Below are 20735 nucleotides of genomic sequence, written 5' to 3'. Positions count from 1 at the left end.
CCACTTACTTCGCAAATAAAACAGTGTTATAGTTCCGCCTCAAGAATGGCGAGAGCCTCCTTTTCTGCCTGTTTCACATTGCCATCAGCTTCAATAACACGCACGGCTAGATCTTTCGCAAGTTTACGCATCGGTTCATCAATAATGTTATTCATGCGGTGTTGCACATAAGCTTCAATATCATTATTTTTTATCGCAACAACAGACTTTGACAGGCTGTCTTCAATATAATCGTCTAATGCGATTGCAGAGTTCCAATGTAGGCTTTTTGCCCACTTTCGCACAACATGCTTTTCACTTTCGCTGATGACACCGTCAACACCAATAAACAATAGTGCGATATCAATTAGAGCTTCTTTTTGCATCTGATCGACGCAAACACCAGTATCAAAGTGGTTTAATAGCTGTTCAAATTTCATAATTCTTCCTTAACCCTTTTCTGCAAATTAAGATCACAGATATTTCAAGACGGAACAAAAAACGCTAATGTTTAAACATATGCTAACTTTTTCCATTTGTCATATTAAAAAAGTGCAAGTTCATTTCCACCTCATTCCAAAGCTTGTTAAAGGTCAAAAGGACTATCGAGTTCAACTTATTACATTTTATTTTTCACAATATAAGAAGCATCCAAACTCCTTCAACATTACGGTCTGTATCGCTAAAATGGGTTACGTATTCTGGTCACAAGCACCAATACATACGAATAAAGAACCAGCCTCCCCAAAAAGCATCAATCTTAAAGTTTGAATTAGTAAGAAAAGTTCTAGACCTCCACAATTGATTCATTTTGTTGAAATAATTTGCACACTCTCAAAATCAATCAAAGAAAAATAGGAACAACAATGAAAGAGTTAAAATTAGGAATGAACTTATCATTTTTCATTTCCCTTTCTATTATCGCGCTTAGCTTGCTTATCTTAGATACTTTAATAGTGTCTGAAAGAATTAGCATGATTTCGTTTGTCCAATTAACGCTATCTGCGGCAATCATGTTTTATATTGCTACAGGGCTATGGGCAATATTCAGTGGTCAAAGCCGAGTAATCATCTGCAATCAAGGTGTGGTTTATCACAGCTTGTTAGGTCAAAAGCACTATATTCCAGCAGAAGAAGTGGAAAAAATTTCCGTAGAAGGATTACTATGGTTTAGTTACACCAAACTTTATCTTACAACCGGAGAACTAAGGATCTGGTCTTTCAAACCCAATCTTGCGCAACAACATAGCCTTAAACTACTCGGGTACATTTAATCCTATCCTTATTCGCGTGTAGTAAGTCTCATAAAGTTGCTTTCAAAACGAGGCATTGAGTAAGATAACCTAAACTTATAACGAGGTTATTATGCAAAGACAATATGCTATAGGTACGCTCGGCGTACCTTGGACTTCCAAAGAAAAAACATTGTGGTTAGAAAACCAATCGATAAAACGCTCATATTCTGAAGAAGTCGTAACTCAAATAGAAGCGCTCAAGCACACTTTTGACGTCACCGAGTATGGTCAGCTTGACTACCCCAACCAAACTTATTCTCTATATGCATTAACAACAAAAAACTGGCAGCAAAACAAACCGACCATACTGGTTACCGGCGGCGTGCATGGCTATGAAACAAGCGGTGTACATGGCGCTCTTGCTTTTGCCAAATCAGAAGCACAACAATATGAACAGGCTTATAATTTCATTATCTTGCCTTGCTTGAGTCCTTGGGGCTATGAAACGATAAACCGCTGGAACCCAGAAGCCATTGACCCTAATCGCTCTTTTTATGCGGATAGTCCAGCGCTTGAGTCTCGATCAGCAATAGACTTTGTCAATAAGAAAGCAGCGGATATTCTGTGTCATGTTGATTTACACGAAACCACAGATTCCGACAACTCAGAATTCCGCCCAGCATTGGCAGCAAGAGATGGTAAAGAGAATCACAATTGGAACATTCCTGACGGTTTCTATTTAGTCGGACATACACAAAAACCGGAAGCTAAATTTCAAAAACGTATTATCGAAGAAGTGGCTGCGGTAACACAGATTGCTGATGCAGATGACCATGGGCAGTTAATCGGTGTTGATTTAGAACAGCACGGTGTGATTAATTATGACGGTACTGCACTAGGTTTATGTATGGGTATGACAAATGCCGCTTTTGTAACAACAACAGAAGTTTACCCTGATGGTCAAAACGCAACACCAGAAAACTGTATCGCGGGTCAAGTGGCAGCAATTAGAGGGGCCATTAAATACCTACAAAGCGAAAGCCTATAAGTTTTCAGAAGGTGTGGTTTGTTAAAAACCACACCTAGGAGCTAGGAGAATGAACAGGATCTACCAAGTTGTCATATTGTTAAGCGCTAAACTTTCCGGTGAAAACAACACGAACTGTTATAATAAAACCTAATTCGCTAAGTCTTCCTTACCGCTAACAACCCCAAAGATTTCTTTGAATGAAGTCGGTTTTTGCAAAATACTCACTGGAATATGCAATGCTCTTGCGATGTCACTAGCTGAGATCATACCTCTGAGCCCTTCCGAACCAACCAATAAAACGTGCTGCAATCCTAAACTTTGTAAGGTTTCAAGCACATCTCCTATTGTACTTTTAGCAACCATTTCATAGGGAACAGCGTAGAGCTCTTCTTTACTCACCATCACATCTTCAACGCACACATCTTCTCTCGACACCTGCTTTCGCTGGGCAACACTTAAGACCTTTCTACCCGTAAGGTCGCGACAGTTTACCACTCCCAAGAAATTATCATCTTCGTCGACAACGAGCTTTGAGCGCACATGGCCATTTTTCATCATGTATAAAGCATGATCAATATCGACGTCTTTTGCTATCACCTGAGGCTGCCTGCGAGTAAAGTCAGTCACCACCTTAATCGCACTACTGTCCATATTTAAAGGTTCTGAATCGAAGTGATCACAAAGCTGAAATACCCCTTCCAACTTAACGGTTTTTAACGCTTTGTATTGGCCCATTTTATACTCCTGCTTCTATAAAGCTCTTCGAAAGTCTGGTTTTTATGTTGCTGTGAACAATCCACAACTAAAAATAAAAAGAACAACCAGTGCAAAGGCAGTAAAAAATTATTTTAGGTAACTGGAAAAGTAAGAGAGATTACGAAAACTCGAGCACATGAGAGCTAACCTCACTCCTCTCTAATTAAAATATGGTTTATACAGTGAATATATTCAAGTCAATGAAGTCTAAAACTCCTGTAATCTCAGTGTAATGCCGTGTAATAGCTAAATTTAAGCAAACGAATTAGACTGAAGATGTTTGCTAGGATTTATCACCCTAATATCAAACAATTGGTTTAGGCATTGGAGTTCCGCGTCAAACTAGAAAAACTGTAATTCCAAATTAGACCAAGCCGGTACGATAAGTACTGGTGAATTCTTCCCTCAACGAGACCCACCTCGTGGGTCTTTATCATTGAGTAGAAGGAAATAAAATTGTATGCTTCACGGCACTTATACATTGATATAGATGAAATTTACGCCTTGCTGAATTGTGATATCTATTTTGTATAAGCATGTAATTTTCATCAAAGTTATACGGAACTAACTATGGCTTATTTAATCGACGAACAGAAACTCGAACGAGTCTATCTTAAAAGCTATCATACGGTAGGCCGCTATAAATATAGTGTAGATACCTTGATAGACAAGCCGGGAGTATCGCGACATCACGCCATTATCGAACTCAATGAAAACAAATGGTTTATCAGAGATGTGAGTACAAACGGCATCTGGATAAACGATAAAAAGCTCGACAAGAACCTGCCGTATCAGCTATTCGAAAATGATAAGATTGATTTTGCAGCACCTGGTCAAAACTCGTTTGTGGCGGCGAACTTGCAAACCGAGTGTCAATATCTAGTTTCTCAGTCAAACAACCAAAAAGTAGTAGAAGTAACGAATCAACTTCTACTACCTAGTGAAGATGATCCTAAACACATCATTTACTATGATAAATTGCTCAACTATTGGTTTTTAGAAGATCTCAATACTTCAGATCGACAAGCCTTAATAGATGGCAGCATTGTATCGCTGATGAACGACCAATGGATGTTTTTTTCTGCCACGACAATCGCTGTAACTAAGCACCTTGAATGCCAAAAAGCTGCCAAGCCAATGGCGCTAGAGTTCAATGTAAGTCAAGACGAAGAAGATACCCAATTAACACTAAGTGTTGACGATAAACACCTAGATTTAGGCGTCAGAAGTCATCACTACTTACTGTTGCTGCTTGCCAGAACTCGGATCCAAGATAAAGATGCTGGCCTTGAATCGGATGTTCAAGGTTGGGTTTACCGCGATGACTTAGCAAAAGCACTCGGTGTACAAACAAACCATATGAACATTATGGTTCACCGCGCACGCAAGCAATTTGTCGATTCTGGTGGCGAAGATTACCCAGAAGCAACCTTTTTATTAGAAACTCGCTGTGGTCGAGTAAGATTGAATTGCCAAGATATCACGATAATAAAAGGCTCTAAATTAGAAACTCGCATGACAACTTAAGCGATATTGTTAGTTGGGCAGAAATAGCATTTCTGCCCAACTATTTACCTATGCCTTATACTCTCCAGCATTATTCACTATTTTGCTTTCGAGCTCTTTACATAGCCCCAATACGAATAAAAGCTCTACAAGTACAAACAGTGGTCCAATTGCTAAACCAATCAAATCATCGACAAACGCAGGCTTTTTTCCCTCAAAATAATGCCCTATAAACTGTAACACCCAACCTACAAAGAAAACACCAGCCCAAAACAATACCGTCATTATTCCTGCATTAACGATGAGCGGATTCAACGTTTGAACAAGAAAATAAAAAGCCAGTATGATGGCGCTCATCATGAGCCCAAAAATGGGGGATAGCATCAGGTAATAGCCACATAAAACGACCCCTATCAGTGCGGCAAGGGTAATGGCTACTCCCGATACACTGAATAGCGGAATAAAAGTCATACCCACAACAGCAATGACAATTAACGGGATCCCAAAAAAGTGAGTCAGAATGTTTCTTTTGCTGCGATGATACATGGCATACTGACTTAATAACGTCTCTAGTTTATTCATTATTGTTCTCTCATTGATACCAATTATCCTACTGATAATTAGTCAATAAAGAAAATTTATCAATAAAAAATTCTACTAACGTATTAGGGCCTATATAAATAACCAAATAAACAGCATACCGAATACAATAGTCTGCATTATGAGCACCATCAACAGCTTAAAATTAAAGCTAGGTTTGATGGTTTTATGCCTGAGCATATACATTGCCACTGGTGTGACAATATTGAGCCCAAGTAACCCACACAGTAGTAAATTACGCTCAGGAATGCGCGATTGAGCAAGTGTTGAAGCGCGCTTATCCCACCAAAAAAGCGCAAATATAAATACATTGATAACCAACAACACCGCTGCAGAAATAATCGCTTGCCAAGGTAGCTTAGATACGCAAAGCGCCCCTAACCACACGCCAGCCCCCCAAAATAGGCCCATCTGCTGATGCATTAAACGAACCGCTGACATGCTACTTTTCCTGTCTTATTGTGTTGATTTGAATGAAAATTTCAGCTGTAGCATAAGCATCATCCATCGCCCGGTGATGATTAACCAAAGGTACATTCATCGCTTGGCAAAATGCCCCTAGCGCATATGAGCGCAGGCCCGGCACAAACTTTCGGCCTAACTGCACAGTACATAACTTCGCACGAGTAAACTCTCGGCCGACTCGAGCAAACTCCTGCCGAATAAAGCCATAATCAAAGTTCACATTATGCGCGACAAAAATAGCACCTTGGCTAAACAGCTCAACTTGCTCCAAAATTTCAAAAAAACTTGGAGCATCACTCACCATTGCCTGAGTGATCCCTGTCAGTTCAGTGATTTTTTGTGGGATACGACGCATCGGATTAACAAGTGATTGCCATTTAGCAACGACCTCGCCGTTAACGACTTTTACCATGGCTACCTCGGTGATGCGATCAAACTCCTTGTTGCCACCGGTGGTTTCAATATCGACAACGACATAAGGTTGCTCTTTGCAAATATGCCATTCAACGGTTTGCAGTCGCGTGGGAATATTGCATTGCAAGAGTTTAGAAATGTTAACTAGCTGACTTCGGCTAAGACTATCACCTGGTGCCTTGATTTCTTCAAACCTTAAGCCCGCTTTTTCGTCGACTATCATCAGGTCGGGAAAACCAGATTTCATCAGATGAAAATCACTACACATTAGCCTTAAAACAGATTTGACATCCTCAATTGCCAAGTAAGACAATAATATTTTTATTGAGTCGAGCATCTTATCATGCCAATTAAACAACCGATTAGCTTCTCCGTAATGTTCGCTCATCTGGCGTAGAAGCCAGTTCACCCAAGCAGAAGTATCTGTAAAACTCGCTAAGCGACATTCAATCTCCTCCTCAAATTCGTTGTAAAAGCGATTTTCTTTTAACGCCAGCGGAGTTCTAGAAAACCCATTAGCAACGATACTTTTTGGGTGATAAAAGAGTTCTTGCCAAAAGGTCAACCCAAATAAGGCCAGCCAAATTTCATTTTCAACATGATAGGCCTCAATGTCATGACGTTTATAATAAGCAATGACGCCAGCTTCTGTTTGTCCCTTAAAAGCTTCATCAATTTGGATCGCTGGTTGACTTTTTCTTAGCATATCCGTAAGTACAGAAGTGCGTTTTTGGTTAAATTTACGCTGATAAAAGTCTTCCGCAAAGATCATCAATGTTTCATCGCTTTCCCCCTGCAAAATGCGCTCTAATTGCTCTCGCACCAGCTCAACTTCACCTTGTTTATAATTATGTCGTATCAACATCTCACAAGCTTGAGGGTGCTCAGTCATACCTAGTAAGGTTTTAAAATGGGAAAATTCAGGACCTAACTTTCTGGCAAGCGTTAACAGGTAATTTGCATGTGCAGCCACTGCATATTGCCCATCAACCTTTGGCAATTGTTGCGCTGCGGCCTGTCTAGCACGCCACACTAATTCATCTTCAGGGGCATTTTTGAGCTCACTGAGTGCATTTGCATAATAAAACGCGCTCACGGCTTCTGCTTTTTGCTCAAAATGTGCATGGTAAGCGGCGTCAGCGCTCCTGGTATTCATTACACCAAGATCTCGCATCGAAAATTGCGCTAAGCTAAAGCCTACCTTGCCAAAGTACAAAAATAGAAAGTAGTCGATATCGGCTTGAAATGAGAGTGTGAGATACTGGGATAGGTATTCTTGTGCATTTAGATGTTCAACGCAGACAGATTGATTGATATGCGCTACCCATAGCGATTTTTTTGCCGATTTACTTGGCAGTGTAGTTAAATTCTCTCGCTCGGCAAGTTCAATTAAACATGGTTTAGTTAAGCAATGCAGCAGCGCTTGAAAGTCGTCTTGTTGTACCTGACGAAGTAATCCCTTTGCTTTTAATGAAAACGCGACTTCACAAATATTATTGATCTCTTCGTAGCGCAGTGAATTGATATCCAGAAAAGGAGTTTTGCGGGAAATAAACCGCACTAACAAACACAATTCATCTTCAGGCAAGCGGTGTAGCTCAGCCAGCAGCTCACGCTGAGCACTACTTAATAGCGGTTGACATACTTTAAGTAAATAATCGCTAAGCTCACTAAAGTGGCTTAAGTAATATTTGGCGGGTAATTCTTTTCTCAACACAAATTCAGACAACTGTTTTTATATACAGTAAAGATTATCATAGATAGGAAATATTGCCAATTTGCTTCAGTTACCCCCTTAAGTCGTTTCTTCTGTATCGTCTGTGGAAGCATATTCGCTTTTGTATAGCCAATATTGTAGTTTCTCGCTCAATGGCTCTTCCGAAATGGGCTTCGTGAGGTAATCGTTCATGCCTGCATTTAAACACTTCTCTCTATCACCGGACATTGCATTGGCTGTCATGGCTAATATTTTTACTCCCTGATAACTCTCACCTGCGGCTCCGTCTCGGATTAACTCGGTAGTCCGATAGCCATCCATTTCAGGCATCTGACAATCCATTAAGATTAGCTCAAATTGACATTCATCTTGATGTGACTTGAGCAGTTCAATGGCAAGCAGTCCGTTTTCGGCAACTTCAATATGGGTTATCCCCAATTTTTTGAGCATACTTAATGCGACAACTTGGTTCACCTTATTATCCTCAACCAGTAGAATACGACAAGGTTTTGGCCACGTAAATTCGGTTTCGTTCGCCTTTCTTACCAGTTTCAGATAGTGACTCGTAACCAGTGGTTTCGCATTCGCCAGCGCCTTGCCATCTTCAGCTAAAATGGTTAACGCATCAAAAAGGTCTTTGGTTGTCACGGGCTTTGGAAAATAGCCTGAATAGCCACGCTCCGCGTAAAACTGGCCATCCCCCTTAGTACCCATTTGCGTCATCATGATAAGTTTTATCGCTTTGAATCGCTTATCATTTTTTAGTGCAGCGCCGAGCTGCTCACCCGACATGCCTCTAAGCGTCATATCCAGTAAGGCGATATCAAACACATTTTTATCACGTTGGTATTCAGCTTCACACAGCGAGAGTGCTTGTATTCCAGAGCTGGCTTTATACACATCCGCCCCCCAGTGCCTCAATTGAGATTCCAAACTCGTCAAGGCTGAGAGGTTATCGTCAACTAGGAGTATTTTTATCCCTTGTAAATCAATTTTTGCAGCTTCGAATTGAGTATTATCGCCATGGATCAAAGTCACGAAAAATTCAAATTGGCTACCATGTCCAAACCGACTACTAACGGCGATATCGCCATCCATTAATTCACAGAGTTGTCTGACAATGGCAAGCCCCAGTCCAGTCCCTCCATACTTTCTAGTCGTAGAGGCATCAACTTGAGAGAATTTAGCAAAAAGCCTATCCGCTTTGTCCTCTGGTATCCCTATGCCGGTATCTTCAACTGAGCAATGAAATCTCAGTTTATTATCCACTTCACTAAACCAAGCTCGGATGATGATCTCGCCTTGCTCGGTAAACTTGATTGCATTACTAATTAGGTTGGTGATTATTTGTCGAATGCGGCTCGGGTCCCCCTGCACCAATGGCTTTTCAAGTTGGGTTACATCTAGAATAAGTTCAAGTCCCTTTTTCTGTGCTTGCAACGCAACGGATTCAATCAATTCGCCAAGTAATGCCCTAACATCGAAATCTAGTGACTCAAGCTCAAGCTTACCCGCTTCAATTTTAGAAAAATCTAAAATATCGTTGATGAGATTTAATAGTGACTTGGCACTGCCCATTGCAAGACTCACTTTATGTAGTTGAGTTTGAGTAAGGTGCTCATCTTCTAGCAGACTTAACATGCCTATTACACCATTCATTGGCGTGCGGATCTCATGGCTCATTGACGCCAAAAACTCGCTTTTAGCTTGCGCGCCCTGCTCCGCAGCTTGCTTCGCTTGTTCTAGCTCTTTTTTCGCTTCAACGGCAGCGGTAATATCCTGTTGGATGCCAACGAATGCCGTTAATTGATTTTGTTCGTTGAACACCGGAGAGATCTGTAAACTATTCCAAAATGCCTTTCCAGATTTGGTGTAATTGATCAATTCGACTTTGACGAATTCGTGAGCTAATATTGCTTCCCTGATTTCCTCTAACGCTTGCTGCTGGGTATGTTTACCTTGCAAAAAGCGACAATTTTTACCCAGTACTTCATCACCATATTCGGTGATTTGTTGAAATGTTTTATTCGCAAATACGATTGGCAATTCAGGCTTAGTCGCGTCAACAATCGTTATGCCGACATTTGCGCACTCTATTGCTTGAGCGAGTAAATCATTTTGTTCCTTTGCCTTTTTCAGCGCGTCTTGGTGAAGCTTTTGATCGGTAATATCCGACAGTGAGCCAACTATCCGCTTCGCTTGTCCATCTTTAAGTGCTGCCGCGCCTTTTAGCCAAAAATAGCGATAGCTGTTTTGCCTCGTTTTTATTCGGCACTCGACACCAAAAGGCTCTTCTTCCGTCATATGAAACTTAATTGAGTTTTCTAAATTGGGGAGATCTTCTGGGTGGACTCGGTCAAATAAACTAGAAATATGCGCAGAGAATAAGGCTTGTGTCTCTTGCGAAAAGCCTAGTAAAGATTTGAATCTGTCTGAATAAAACACCGCATTCCGCTCAAGATCCCAATCCCAAAGACCATCATCGCTACCAAATATTGCAAGTTTAAATCGCTCTTCACTACGTTTGAGTGTTGTCCTTGATTCTTCTAGTTTTTTGAACGGGTTTAACAAAAGTTGCTTACCAAATAAATAGAGAAAGCCAAATGATAGGAACAGTCCAAAGGCAATAGCACCAATAAGATCCCACACAAATATTTTCACTTCATCAGTGACTTGACTCTTCTCTACACGATAGTCCAATACTAAATCGGTGGAGCCAACATCGAGACTGCTTACACTAAAGTAAGTTTCAACTTTTTGGGTGTTAGAAAAATTAATCCACCTGCCTTTTAAACCAATGCTATGAAAAAATGTGGATGATGAGGAGCTAAGCAGACTCTCTAAACTCGTAGAAAATTCGCCAATAAGTGCTCCCTCAGTAAAGCCGTTATAGTAAATCGGTACTGCGATTGTGAAATAGTGCTGGTTACCAACCTGCGTGAGATCTATCGCACTGCCCAACTCTGCATTGATCACTTTATCGAGCCATTTTGGTTTTTGGTCTAACACTTCATGAGAATCAAAGTTTGCGTAAATAACATCGCCCAATACATTAATCACCATTAACTTTTCTTCTCTACCTATGATCTGAAAACTGCGCATAAAGTCTCGTAACTTAGCAACGGAGAGCCCCGTACCCATCGCACCATTTACGATAATAGGGTGTAGAGAAAGATCAGAGAGTATCTGCTTACGGCTCTCAAGATACTGAGTTAAATTGTTAACTGCGAGTTGAGCTTGGGTTTCATTCGTTTCTTTCACTAAGTCTTCGACAATGACGTTTGCTCTCAGCCCAACAAAAAGTGCGCTGAGCAGAAGTGAAACGATAGCCGTTAGCCCTAAAAAGGTGTAAAAAGCGCGATTACTCGTTAAGGTGAATTTAGTTTTCAATGCGACCCCAGGTAACTATAAACTAGTTTAATACTGCCATTAGACTGGTACTGTCCCATACACAAGTCTTGCACGGTTAGCGCTTCATGGGCTGAATCGTTTTTTTCACTCCAGACACTAAAAGGCCGTTGATACGTCTTTACTAGACCGTTGACCGGCGATTGCAAATCCTCAAATGCGCTTTTTAACAAGGCTCTGTTGGTCGCGACTGAATCTGTCAGTTTTATCTGCTCCGCTGCCGCAATAAGAAGCTTGGCAATATCATAGCCATGGATAAACCCGGGAGCAGCTTGAACAAATCCATGCCTAGCAAACTGGGTTGGGAAAAGCTGTTTTGCACGATTAAATACTCGTGCCGAAAACGCACTTAATGGTTTATTCTCAAAAGAAAAACAGCTTTGTAGGACCGACAATGAGACGTCAGCAGATAACTTATCCCCAATAACTTCAAAAAAGTTACCCGCAGTTACTCCCCAATGACTCAAAATGGGCAGGCGCTGCCCCTTGTCAATACTTGCCATGGCTTTTACAAACTCAGCTCCCTCAATCGCATTGCCAACAAAAATGATACATTGTGGCTCACTTTCAATAATATTATGGATAATGATCCGCGCCTCATTTTTCTTAGTTGCCCAGTTAAACCAAGATACTGGCAGTGCGTTGTTAGGCTTGGATTTTTTATATTCTTCTAACAGTGTGTCGTAATTGGATCGCCCCCATGCGGTATCCTCAAGGAGTAAATGAGGTGCAACACAACCTTGTTGCTTTGCATAATTGATGAGTACTTTACCCGCTTTGGTGTCATCCACAGAAAGCCTATAAATCCAATTATCCTTACTCGGGTATCTTGTAATTGGTCCACCAGCGGCCCAAGGAACCAATAGCAGCGCCTTATTCTCGTTGATAAACTGACGAAATTTGATATAGGGGGGAGAATGCACGCCTCCAAGTACTAACAAAGCATTGGGATCTTTTAAAAATTGCTTAAAGTGAAGCAAGCTAAGATTACTATTACCACGATGATCTTTGGCCACCAATTCAATCTTATAACCTTGGATTTGATTATCTACTTCATCTAATGCGGTTAAAAACCCCATTTTTATCGCTTCGGCTGACTCATTTAAATTGGAATAATCAGCGTCATGATAAATACGAAACGCTTGCTTGGAGTTTGCGGCGAGACAAACCGAGCTCAGGAGGCAGAAAAACAGTAATAATATTTTCATCGTATTACTAATCACTCAACACATAACTAAACTTTAGTTCAAATCATTGTGATTGCTTAATTTTATAGCGAATACCTTGCTCGTTTTAAATCACCAAGACAACGCATGGCACACAAAGAAACCGCACCCAAAGGTAGGCGCGGTGGTTGGGATCATTCAGGGCTATTAGTAAGTTGGCTCTGAATGTAGTTTGGTAAACCAATTAGTTTGATTAAATTGATATGCTGTTCAAGCCAATAAATGTGATCCATTTCGGTGTCATCTAACAGGGTTTCGAGCATTTCACGGGTAACATAATCTTGCGCTTGCTCACACACTGCTATCACCTTTTTCAAATGATCTTTTACCAGAATTTCCGCAGCTAAATCATTTTCTAGCATTTCTTTCACGTCAGCACCGACGTGAATTGGCGCACGAGAAGCAGTATCTGGCGTGCCTTCCAAAAACAAAATGCGCTCCGTGATCCGCTTAGCGTGATCAAGCTCTTCTTCGTATTCGTGAGATAACTTATGGTGTAGCTTCTCCAGTCCCCAATCTTCATACATTTTGGCATGCGCCAAATATTGATCCATCGAAGAAAGCTCAAGCGTAAGTTGTTTATTGAGTAAGTCGATAACGGTAGAATTGCCTTGCATAACTTACCCCTCAATCTGCGATTGCAGATAGTTTTCAATGCCGGTATTTTTGATTAAGAAATGCTGCGTTTCGAGCCAATCCACATAGCCCTCTTCATATTCAAGAATGTCTTCTAGTAGCTCTCGACTAACATAATCCTGTTCATGTTCACACAGCGCAATTGCATCGCGCAATGTCGGAAGCTGATCGAGTTGAAATGCTAAGTCGCACGCCATCATTTCTTCGGTATGCTCACCTATTCGTAGCTTTTCTAAATGCTGAAGGTTTGGTAACCCTTCAAGGAATAATATGCGCTCGATAAGGTCATCTGCTTGCTTCATGTCCTTGATTGATTTTTTATACGCTTTCTCGTTTAGCTCTTCAAGCCCCCAATTTTTGTACATTCTTGCGTGTAGAAAGAACTGGTTTATCGATGTTAGCTCTAGCGTAAGCACTTGGTTTAGCGCTGTTATGACTTGCTTATTACCCTGCATAGGGCCCCCTATTAATGTCGAGTGACGCCCTATAACCCTAGTTCAATATTTATTCTTCGCAAGATTAAATAAAAATAACAGTTTTCTTAATATACCCTTTTAAAATAAACAACTTATAAGAGTATTAATAACAATTTTCATTACATTTAGGGTTTCATTTTTTGAACAGCTTGTATTCAATCAAAACTTTGAATAAAAAACTTGCTAAGTTATTGAGATTTATAAAAGCAGCTCTGGCTGCTTAACTCATCTGCTTTTTAACATCCAACCCTAAACGCTTTGCTAGTCGAACTAAATTTGCTCTATCCATTTCCAGCTCTCTCGCAGCTGCCGACCAATTAAACCCATGACGTTCCATCGCGTTAACGATCATGTCTTTTTGTAGTAGCTCGACGGCGAATTTCATGGCGACAGGAGGTGTTTTCTCTTGCGTGGTCATGCACTCAGCCTGCTGAATTTGTTGATTGTGTTTTGGCGCGATGTCTATGTCATGGATCTCAATGATATTAGCCTGCCACTGTTGATGCTTAGCTTTTAACGCTGCACGACTGACACAATGTTCAAGCTCTCTGACATTACCCGGCCAGTCGTAATGCATTAATCGGCTGAGTGCTTGCCTATCCATCACCACTTGTTTTGCGTTGAGCGTGCCTCTTAACTGCTCTAAAAAGAACCCAACCAGCAGCGGGATGTCATCTAGCCTTTCGAGCAGTGGAGGAACAAATAAAGGATACACACTCAAGCGATGATAAAGATCAGCCCTAAATTTTCCGCGTCTCACCTCTTCTTTTAAATCACGATTAGTCGCAGCAACCACTCTAACATCCACAATATGAATGCGGTCAGCACCTACCGCTTGCACCTCACCGCTTTGCAGCACACGTAATAGTTTGCTCTGTAAAGTCAAACTCAGTTCGCCAACTTCATCCAAAAACAGCGTGCCGCCGTCCGCGGCTGCAAACTTGCCTAACCGGTCTTTATCGGCCCCAGTAAACGCCCCTTTTTTGTGACCAAAGAGTTCACTTTCTGCTATCGAGTCAGGAAGCGCCGCACAGTTAATTTGTATAAACGGTTTGTCATTTCGTTGGGAATTAAAATGTACGTGTTTTGCTACCAACTCTTTACCCGTTCCCGTATCACCTTGAATAAGCACATTAAATTCAGAACCAGCAACCAGTTCAATTTCTGATTTAAGCGAGTGCATCACCGCACTCTCTCCTACTAAAATTTGCTTTTTAACGGACTTTTGAGATTGGGTAAGTGTAGATGCACGTGCTTGCTCATAGAGGCGCTCAGCCTCAAACATACGTAATGCACTACTTGAGACAATTGCTTGTAGGGTTTTCATATAAACTTCAGACAAGTGCTCAAAGCTATCCGGTTTAAGACAATCAAACGTCACCAATAAGATGCTACTTTGCAGCGCGACCTTAAATCCCATGCAGGCATGCACTGGTAAGCGACTTTCTTCGGCGAGCAACAGACCATCGTAAGGGTCAGGTAAGTCGCTATTGGCAGGAAAACTAACTAGTTCGTCAGACTCGAAAATGGACATCAATCTAGGTTGCTCTTTAAGCAAAAATTGCCGCCCAACAGCGTCCGCACTCAACCCATTGCAAGCTAGGATAGTTAATGCATGCTGATCGCCATAAAGAATGGCGATGGCATCAGCGGTAACAGATTGACTCAATGCTGAAAGCAAGGACTTAGCGTATTGCTTAACCTCGCGACCCTCTTGCGCCAACGAAAGTCGTGATAACGACATACTAAGCTCAAGCAATTTGGAGAGCGCTAACGAATTCATGTCAAAAAGACTCAATTTATTCAAATAAACACTAATTAAGATAGGTCAATTTGACTCAAACATCAATAATAAAATACTAATACAATGATTTATATAGCATTTTAAAGTTGGCGTGACACCTGCAACGTGCAATCTATATATCAACATTCGCAGAGTTAACGATGAGCCGTGCATACCAACTTTTAAGATATAGCAACATCGCCATTTTCACTTCACTCGCAGCGTTTATGCTGTCACTGCAAGTGAGTTTTTTTAGCGTTGAAAGCTTCAGCCTCTTCTCACAAATTGCAGCACATATTAGTACTATAGTATTGGCCGCCTTGATTAAGCTTGCCTACGTCATCCGCCTTGTCTGTCTATACCACCTAGGTTTGGAGGTTAAGTAAATGAGCTTAATCCAGCTAGAAGAGCCCAGTCCAAAAGCAGTGTGTTGGTATTTACCATCTACTTGGCCCGTGTTGATGCTCGGCTTTAGAGCGCTATTTTTACTCGCGGGCTTATTCGCTGTCGTGAGTATTTCTGTGTGGGCTTTATTGCTCAATGGCAATGTTGTTTGGCGTAATGATTACCCAGCGACCTATTGGCACGCCCACGAGATGCTATTTGGCTTTGGCGGTGCTGTCGTCGCCGGATTTTTGCTAACCGCTGCAAAAAATTGGACACAAAGACAGACATTACATGGTGGCGCACTGCTGTCACTCTGTATTATTTGGTGTGCCGCTAGGCTGAGCTTTTTTGTGGCAAATTCATCAATCATCATCACCTTGCTACTACAACTGAGTTTTTGGCTCATTGTACTAATCAATTTAACGACCGTAATTGTTGATGCAAAATCCAGAAACAATCGTGTTTTTATTTTTGCTGTAAGTATGTTGTGTGGCTGCAACATCGTATTTTTGATTTTACTTCACAACCAACACTTCTTATTGCTAAGCGCTACAAGCCAAGCAACGCTAATTGCTTACATGTTATTGATTGGTGTAGTGGGTGGCCGCGTTATTCCGTTTTTTATTGCCCGAGGATTGCAGCAAGCACAAAAGCCACATACTTCAAGGTTAGACAGGGCGATCTTTTACCTCGCCATCATCTGCGTTTTCACCTATATCCTGCAGTTTACGATGCAAAATACTCACTATTTAAGTGCTGCACTTCTGCTCCTTGGGCTACTGCATTCGATAAGAGCAATTTATTGGTTTAACGGTAAATTATTTAACGTACCACTGCTTTGGTCACTGTACCTGTCATATTGTGCAATCGCAGTGGGTTTAATACTTAGCGCATACAACAACACCTTTGCACCAGAGCATTTGCGCAGTCATCTTCACTTAGTGGCAATTAATGGCATGGGATTAATGATCTTAGCCATGATGACTCGCGTTACCTTAGGCCACACAGGCCGGCTATTACAGGTAGGCACGACAACTACACTGGCATTTATCTGTATCGCGGTATCAGGTCTTATCCGCGCATTCCTTATTCATTTTATAAACCCGCACAATGCATGGCTGTTAAGTGCCGTGGCTTGGTTTTTTGGTTTTATGCTTTTTTCCATTACCTTCGCGCCCATGCTGATAAAAAAACGCGTCGATGGGCGAATAGGTTAACTCTACTCTCAAACAGGAGATATTAATGCTTACACACAATACGATTGAGTTGGTAAAACAAAGTGCACCGCTATTGGCTCAGGTCGGTCCCGAGATCACCGCCAAGTTTTATCATAGCATGTTCAATCAACACCCAGAGTTAAAAGGGGTATTCAACCAATCTCATCAGGCTTCGGGAAAACAGCCGTTGGCACTATTTGCAGCATTAGCGGCCTATGCCAATTACATTGATCAACCAGAAGTGCTCAGTGACGCCATTTTACGTATCAACCATAAGCACGTTAGCCTTGGGATTTTACCTGAGCAATACGCTATTGTTGGCCGGCATTTAATTGCAACGCTCAAAGCCGAGTTCAGCGATCAATTCACAGATGAAATAGAACAAGCTTGGCTTAATGCCTACCAGTTTTTAGCCGATTTATTTATCACCGCAGAGCATGGCCTGTACCAAACCGCGCTTGAGCAGCAAGGTGGGTGGCAAGGAACGCGTGAATTTACAATTGAAAAGGTGATAAGCAATACTGAAAATATTAAAAGCTTTTATCTCAAGCCTGTCGACGGTAAAGCCTTGCCTCATTACCAAGCTGGACAATTTGTTTCTGTCTTTGTACCAAAAGAAGTGGTAGGGTTTCAGCAGATCCGCCAATACTCTTTGTCTGCTGCGCCCAATGGTTCGTACCTTAGGATCTCTACTAAACACGACGGTGCCGTATCGCAATATCTTCATACACTTAAGGCGGGCGACACCCTCAAGCTCACTCCACCAGCTGGAGACTTTGTCAGACAACACACAGCCAGTCCAAAGGTATACATTAGCGCTGGGGTTGGAATAACCCCTATGCTTTGCATGCTTGGTGTTCATAGCCAACATTCACCTGAAGTCGAAGCACACTTTTTACACGCGAATAAAACTCACAGTGACTTAGGTTTCAACCAAGAAATCAATGAGCTTGGTAGCAATATCCGAAATTTTAATGTGGTTACTTGGTTGGAGTCAGAAGCCGACGATACGCATTCCGGACTGATGGATATCAACGCAATCAAAGATACTTTGCCGCTAACAGACGGAGAGTTCTACCTATGCGGCCCGGTTGCCTTTATGCGCTTTATCAAAACCCAACTGATGAATGCCGGTGTACAAACCGAGCAAATATTCTATGAGGTATTTGGTCCTCACGAAAACCTTCCAAACTAACGAGTTAAATTTGGCGTCCTAATAAAGTTGGTATTAGCTGACGCCTTATATTTTGCTCTAAAAAAATCGCTAGACTGGGTGAATGAATACTACTGGTATTAGCCGGAATCTTATATTTTGCTCTGAATTAAAAAATCGGTAGACTTGGAGAATAAATACTATTGGTATAAAAGCGTACTTGAAGGACAACAATATGAGCGCAATTTCTAGTATCTTAGTCGTCTGCATGGGTAATATCTGCCGCTCTCCAACTATGGAGGCGGTATTAAAGCACAAACTCGCAGCAACAGAGTTAACAATCTGTATCGATTCCGCTGGCACCATTGGCTATCATCAAGGTAACCCTCCAGATCCACGCAGTGTCGCAGCAGGCAGCGCAAGAGGGTATGACTTTTCAGACATATCAGCGCAGCAAGTAAAACCCAGCGATTTTGAAGATTACGACTTACTTTTGTGTGCAGACAACGCTAATTACCGCGACCTACTCTCTAATTGTCCTACCGGCTTGGCGCATAAAGTTCAGCTGTTTTTAGCGTTTGGTGACATGAGTGAGCATGAAGTGCCTGATCCATATTATGGCGGTGAACAAGGTTTTGAACATGTGCTTGATTTAATCGAAGCCGCCAGCGAAAACATCATTAACAAAATTCGCTTATCGACAAGGTAAAATTAACTCGCTGGATCGGTACCAAACAAAGGGGTAAAAAGACCTTTTTTAGAGGCACCGCTATTGTTAGATTTAGACTTAGAATTTCCGTTCGAGAAATTAGCTCAGGACTTACAAACCACAGGCATTAGTATTTTGCCAAATTTCGTCAGTCCCGACATTTTATCCAAGTTGGAATTGAGAATAGCAGAGCTCAGCAGTGATGATTTTAAGCAAGCTGGAATTGGTCGTTTAGCCTCTCACGAGCAAAATAAGAAAATTCGCAGAGATAAAATTCACTGGCTAGATAGCAGCAATGAGTTGGAATCTGTTTGGCTCAACTACATGGGCGAGCTAAAAGCCTATTTAAACAGACGGCTGTTTATGGGACTCTTTAGTTATGAAAGCCACTTTGCCATTTATCCTCCAGGGGCGTTTTACAAAAAGCATTTGGACGCCTTTAAGGGAAAGACCAACCGAATTTTGACCACGGTATTGTACTTAAATCAGTCTTGGGCACCAGACAATGGCGGCGAACTAGTTGTTTACAATCCCGATAATCACGACGAGATACTCACAACGGTGCTGCCCAGTTATGGCACGCTAGTTACCTTTTTAAGTGATGAATTCCCTCATGAAGTACTGGTTGCCAACGAAAAGCGCTATTCAATTGCAGGGTGGTTTAGGGTTAACGCCAGCATTAACCATTCGATTGATCCACCAAAATAATTGATGAGTTCAGCCTTGAGTTTATTACCCTGAGTTAAACTCAGGATAATTTGTTCGGTAACCGAATTTCGACGCACAAACCTTTACCTTCGCGATTATAGAGGCTGATCTTACCGTTGTGTGCTTCAACAATTTCTCTGCACAGCGCTAAACCAAGCCCGGTTCCTGACGCTTTGGTAGAGTAAAATGGAATTAAGGCGTTGGCCATCACAGTGTCACTCATGCCTTCGCCTCTATCGAGCACCCATATATAAACCTCGTCGTTACGCTGCTCAGATTGAACGCGGATTTCCTCTATCTTTGAGCCAGACTCGGTCGCATTCTTTATCAAATTAATGAGTAACTGTTCTAACTGTGTCGTGTCTGCCTGTAATTGCATTTGATTAAGCTGATACTGGAATGACCAATGGCTTTGCAGTCGCGCACACAAAACCTGCAAATTCACAGGTTCAATGTTTGGCAGAGGAAGTTTGGCGAACTTACCATAACCCTGAACAAACTCGCTAAGGTGCACAATGCGCTCTTCTATCGTCGCAAATACTCGACTTAGCCTAGGTTCATCCACGCGTTCAGCCAAGATCTGTCCGCTGTGCAGCATAGATGAAATAGGCCCTAACGAGTTGTTTAACTCATGACTAATGATGCGGATCACTTTCTTCCAAACTTGCACTTCTTGGCGGCTCAACTCTCGAGTGAATTGCTTAAAAATATATAATTTGTGAAAGTGGTTGTTGAGTAATAACTCACCGTTGGCGAGATGCCACATTTGCGACTCTCCAATGCTACTTTGTATTGAGAACAAGCCATCAAGTTGGTTGCTTGCTGCTTGCTGAAGTTCATCGGGGACTTCGGATAACAATTTACTAAAACGCTCACCCTCAAGGCGGTGCTCACAGTTAAAAAACGTTTTTGCACTATTGTTAGCAAATACCACCACATCTTGTGAGTCGACAAGGACAAGTACCTGAGGTGACGACTCTAGCACTTTATCAAGCATCAGCTCACGCTGATAAATCCATTGTTTTTCATCTCTCAGCTGCTTTGCTGTTTCATTGAATAACTGACACAGTCTACCGAGCTCATTGTTAGCGTTATAGGTAATGGACGTAGAAAATTCGCCATCCTTAAAGTTCATCAAGCCGACTTCTAACGCCTCCCACCCCGCTTTGCTTTCACGCATTAATAGTTTATACAACAGTAGTGCAACACTGACGGAGCCCAGCACTATTACAATGAAGCCACTGTGGTCATCGAGTAAGAACCATAAAGGAATAAGGCCAATAATAATACTGATGGCAATGATCAATGCATGTTGCTGCGAGGTCGTCAT

18 protein-coding genes are annotated in these 20735 nt (G+C 41.7%); 7 read left to right on the top strand and 11 right to left on the bottom strand.

The genetic code is table 11. From position 1 onward, the window contains the following. Nucleotides 1–26: 26 nt before the first annotated feature. A complete protein-coding gene (locus ABMY45_RS16680) occupies nt 27–419 on the bottom strand; it encodes a hypothetical protein (protein WP_010607543.1) in 393 nt (130 codons plus the stop codon). A 426-nt stretch (nt 420–845) separates the two neighbouring features. On the opposite strand from ABMY45_RS16680, the gene ABMY45_RS16675 reads away from it, so the two are divergent. Next, nucleotides 846–1253: a hypothetical protein gene (locus tag ABMY45_RS16675; protein WP_010607541.1), complete on the top strand. Its 408-nt coding sequence runs from the start codon at nt 846–848 to the stop codon at nt 1251–1253. A gap of 91 nt (nt 1254–1344) precedes the next feature. After that, nucleotides 1345–2262, top strand: a complete 918-nt coding sequence (locus tag ABMY45_RS16670) for a M14 family metallocarboxypeptidase (protein WP_349289198.1) — start codon at nt 1345–1347, stop codon at nt 2260–2262. A 129-nt stretch (nt 2263–2391) separates the two neighbouring features. On the opposite strand, the gene ABMY45_RS16665 is transcribed toward ABMY45_RS16670, so the two are convergent. Next, a complete protein-coding gene (locus ABMY45_RS16665) occupies nt 2392–2979 on the bottom strand; it encodes a CBS domain-containing protein (protein WP_010607539.1) in 588 nt (195 codons plus the stop codon). Nucleotides 2980–3570: 591 nt separating this feature from the next. Between ABMY45_RS16665 and ABMY45_RS16660 the strand changes: the two genes are divergently transcribed. After that, nucleotides 3571–4527: an FHA domain-containing protein gene (locus ABMY45_RS16660; RefSeq protein WP_010374789.1), complete on the top strand. Its 957-nt coding sequence runs from the start codon at nt 3571–3573 to the stop codon at nt 4525–4527. A gap of 48 nt (nt 4528–4575) precedes the next feature. On the opposite strand, the gene ABMY45_RS16655 is transcribed toward ABMY45_RS16660, so the two are convergent. From ABMY45_RS16655 to norR, 8 genes are all read right to left on the bottom strand, one after another. Then, a complete protein-coding gene (locus ABMY45_RS16655) occupies nt 4576–5088 on the bottom strand; it encodes an Mpo1-like protein (RefSeq protein ID WP_174170723.1) in 513 nt (170 codons plus the stop codon). A 90-nt stretch (nt 5089–5178) separates the two neighbouring features. After that, nucleotides 5179–5547 carry a DUF1294 domain-containing protein gene (locus tag ABMY45_RS16650; RefSeq protein WP_349289197.1) on the bottom strand — a complete coding sequence of 123 codons (369 nt, stop codon included), beginning with the start codon at nt 5545–5547 and terminating at the stop codon, nt 5179–5181. Between the two features lies 1 nt (nt 5548). Beyond that, nucleotides 5549–7702, bottom strand: coding sequence for an exonuclease domain-containing protein (locus ABMY45_RS16645; RefSeq protein WP_349289196.1), 2154 nt, complete (start codon nt 7700–7702; stop codon nt 5549–5551). Between the two features lie 78 nt (nt 7703–7780). After that, on the bottom strand, nt 7781–11092 hold the full coding sequence (locus ABMY45_RS16640) for a response regulator (RefSeq protein ID WP_349289195.1): 3312 nt from the start codon (nt 11090–11092) through the stop codon (nt 7781–7783). Further along, on the bottom strand, nt 11089–12318 hold the full coding sequence (locus ABMY45_RS16635) for an ABC transporter substrate-binding protein (RefSeq protein ID WP_349289194.1): 1230 nt from the start codon (nt 12316–12318) through the stop codon (nt 11089–11091). Before ABMY45_RS16635 ends, ABMY45_RS16640 begins: the two co-directional genes overlap by 4 nt. 152 nt (nt 12319–12470) lie before the next feature. Next, nucleotides 12471–12953 (bottom strand): bacterioferritin, encoded by a 483-nt coding sequence (gene bfr, locus ABMY45_RS16630; RefSeq protein ID WP_349289193.1) that lies wholly within the window; start codon nt 12951–12953, stop codon nt 12471–12473. A 3-nt stretch (nt 12954–12956) separates the two neighbouring features. Further along, on the bottom strand, nt 12957–13427 hold the full coding sequence (gene bfr, locus ABMY45_RS16625; protein ID WP_010374801.1) for a bacterioferritin: 471 nt from the start codon (nt 13425–13427) through the stop codon (nt 12957–12959). A gap of 241 nt (nt 13428–13668) precedes the next feature. Further along, nucleotides 13669–15231: a nitric oxide reductase transcriptional regulator NorR gene (gene norR, locus ABMY45_RS16620; RefSeq protein ID WP_349289192.1), complete on the bottom strand. Its 1563-nt coding sequence runs from the start codon at nt 15229–15231 to the stop codon at nt 13669–13671. Between the two features lie 386 nt (nt 15232–15617). Between norR and ABMY45_RS16615 the strand changes: the two genes are divergently transcribed. The 4 genes from ABMY45_RS16615 to ABMY45_RS16600 all read left to right on the top strand — a co-directional run bounded on the left by ABMY45_RS16615 (nt 15618) and on the right by ABMY45_RS16600 (nt 19405). Continuing rightward, nucleotides 15618–16835: an NnrS family protein gene (locus ABMY45_RS16615; protein WP_349289191.1), complete on the top strand. Its 1218-nt coding sequence runs from the start codon at nt 15618–15620 to the stop codon at nt 16833–16835. Between the two features lie 25 nt (nt 16836–16860). Further along, complete coding sequence (gene hmpA, locus ABMY45_RS16610; RefSeq protein ID WP_349289190.1) at nt 16861–18030, top strand: NO-inducible flavohemoprotein; 1170 nt, start codon at nt 16861–16863, stop codon at nt 18028–18030. Between the two features lie 193 nt (nt 18031–18223). Beyond that, entirely contained in the window at nt 18224–18697 is a 474-nt protein-coding gene (locus tag ABMY45_RS16605; protein ID WP_206471103.1) for a low molecular weight protein-tyrosine-phosphatase, read from the top strand. 63 nt (nt 18698–18760) lie between these two features. After that, nucleotides 18761–19405, top strand: a complete 645-nt coding sequence (locus ABMY45_RS16600) for a 2OG-Fe(II) oxygenase (protein WP_010374811.1) — start codon at nt 18761–18763, stop codon at nt 19403–19405. 40 nt (nt 19406–19445) lie between these two features. Here ABMY45_RS16600 and ABMY45_RS16595 read toward each other — a convergent pair whose 3' ends face one another. Further along, nucleotides 19446–20735, bottom strand: a complete 1290-nt coding sequence (locus ABMY45_RS16595) for an ATP-binding protein (protein ID WP_349289189.1) — start codon at nt 20733–20735, stop codon at nt 19446–19448.

Origin of the sequence: Pseudoalteromonas sp. XMcav11-Q (assembly GCF_040104525.1) — a bacterium.
In the GTDB taxonomy this organism is placed as follows: domain Bacteria; phylum Pseudomonadota; class Gammaproteobacteria; order Enterobacterales; family Alteromonadaceae; genus Pseudoalteromonas.
This window is presented reverse-complemented; position numbering and strand designations above follow the sequence as displayed.

Bases quoted from the DNA above. Each gene is read 5' to 3' on its own strand.
- ABMY45_RS16680 (WP_010607543.1), bottom strand. From the start codon at position 419: ATGAAATTTGAACAGCTATTAAACCACTTTGATACTGGTGTTTGCGTC.
- ABMY45_RS16675 (WP_010607541.1), top strand. From the start codon at position 846: ATGAAAGAGTTAAAATTAGGAATGAACTTATCATTTTTCATTTCCCTT.
- ABMY45_RS16670 (WP_349289198.1), top strand. From the start codon at position 1,345: ATGCAAAGACAATATGCTATAGGTACGCTCGGCGTACCTTGGACTTCC.
- ABMY45_RS16665 (WP_010607539.1), bottom strand. From the start codon at position 2,979: ATGGGCCAATACAAAGCGTTAAAAACCGTTAAGTTGGAAGGGGTATTT.
- ABMY45_RS16660 (WP_010374789.1), top strand. From the start codon at position 3,571: ATGGCTTATTTAATCGACGAACAGAAACTCGAACGAGTCTATCTTAAA.
- ABMY45_RS16655 (WP_174170723.1), bottom strand. From the start codon at position 5,088: ATGAATAAACTAGAGACGTTATTAAGTCAGTATGCCATGTATCATCGC.
- ABMY45_RS16650 (WP_349289197.1), bottom strand. From the start codon at position 5,547: ATGTCAGCGGTTCGTTTAATGCATCAGCAGATGGGCCTATTTTGGGGG.
- ABMY45_RS16635 (WP_349289194.1), bottom strand. From the start codon at position 12,318: ATGAAAATATTATTACTGTTTTTCTGCCTCCTGAGCTCGGTTTGTCTC.
- bfr (WP_349289193.1), bottom strand. From the start codon at position 12,953: ATGCAAGGCAATTCTACCGTTATCGACTTACTCAATAAACAACTTACG.
- bfr (WP_010374801.1), bottom strand. From the start codon at position 13,427: ATGCAGGGTAATAAGCAAGTCATAACAGCGCTAAACCAAGTGCTTACG.
- norR (WP_349289192.1), bottom strand. From the start codon at position 15,231: ATGAATTCGTTAGCGCTCTCCAAATTGCTTGAGCTTAGTATGTCGTTA.
- ABMY45_RS16615 (WP_349289191.1), top strand. From the start codon at position 15,618: ATGAGCTTAATCCAGCTAGAAGAGCCCAGTCCAAAAGCAGTGTGTTGG.
- hmpA (WP_349289190.1), top strand. From the start codon at position 16,861: ATGCTTACACACAATACGATTGAGTTGGTAAAACAAAGTGCACCGCTA.
- ABMY45_RS16605 (WP_206471103.1), top strand. From the start codon at position 18,224: ATGAGCGCAATTTCTAGTATCTTAGTCGTCTGCATGGGTAATATCTGC.
- ABMY45_RS16595 (WP_349289189.1), bottom strand. From the start codon at position 20,735: ATGACGACCTCGCAGCAACATGCATTGATCATTGCCATCAGTATTATT.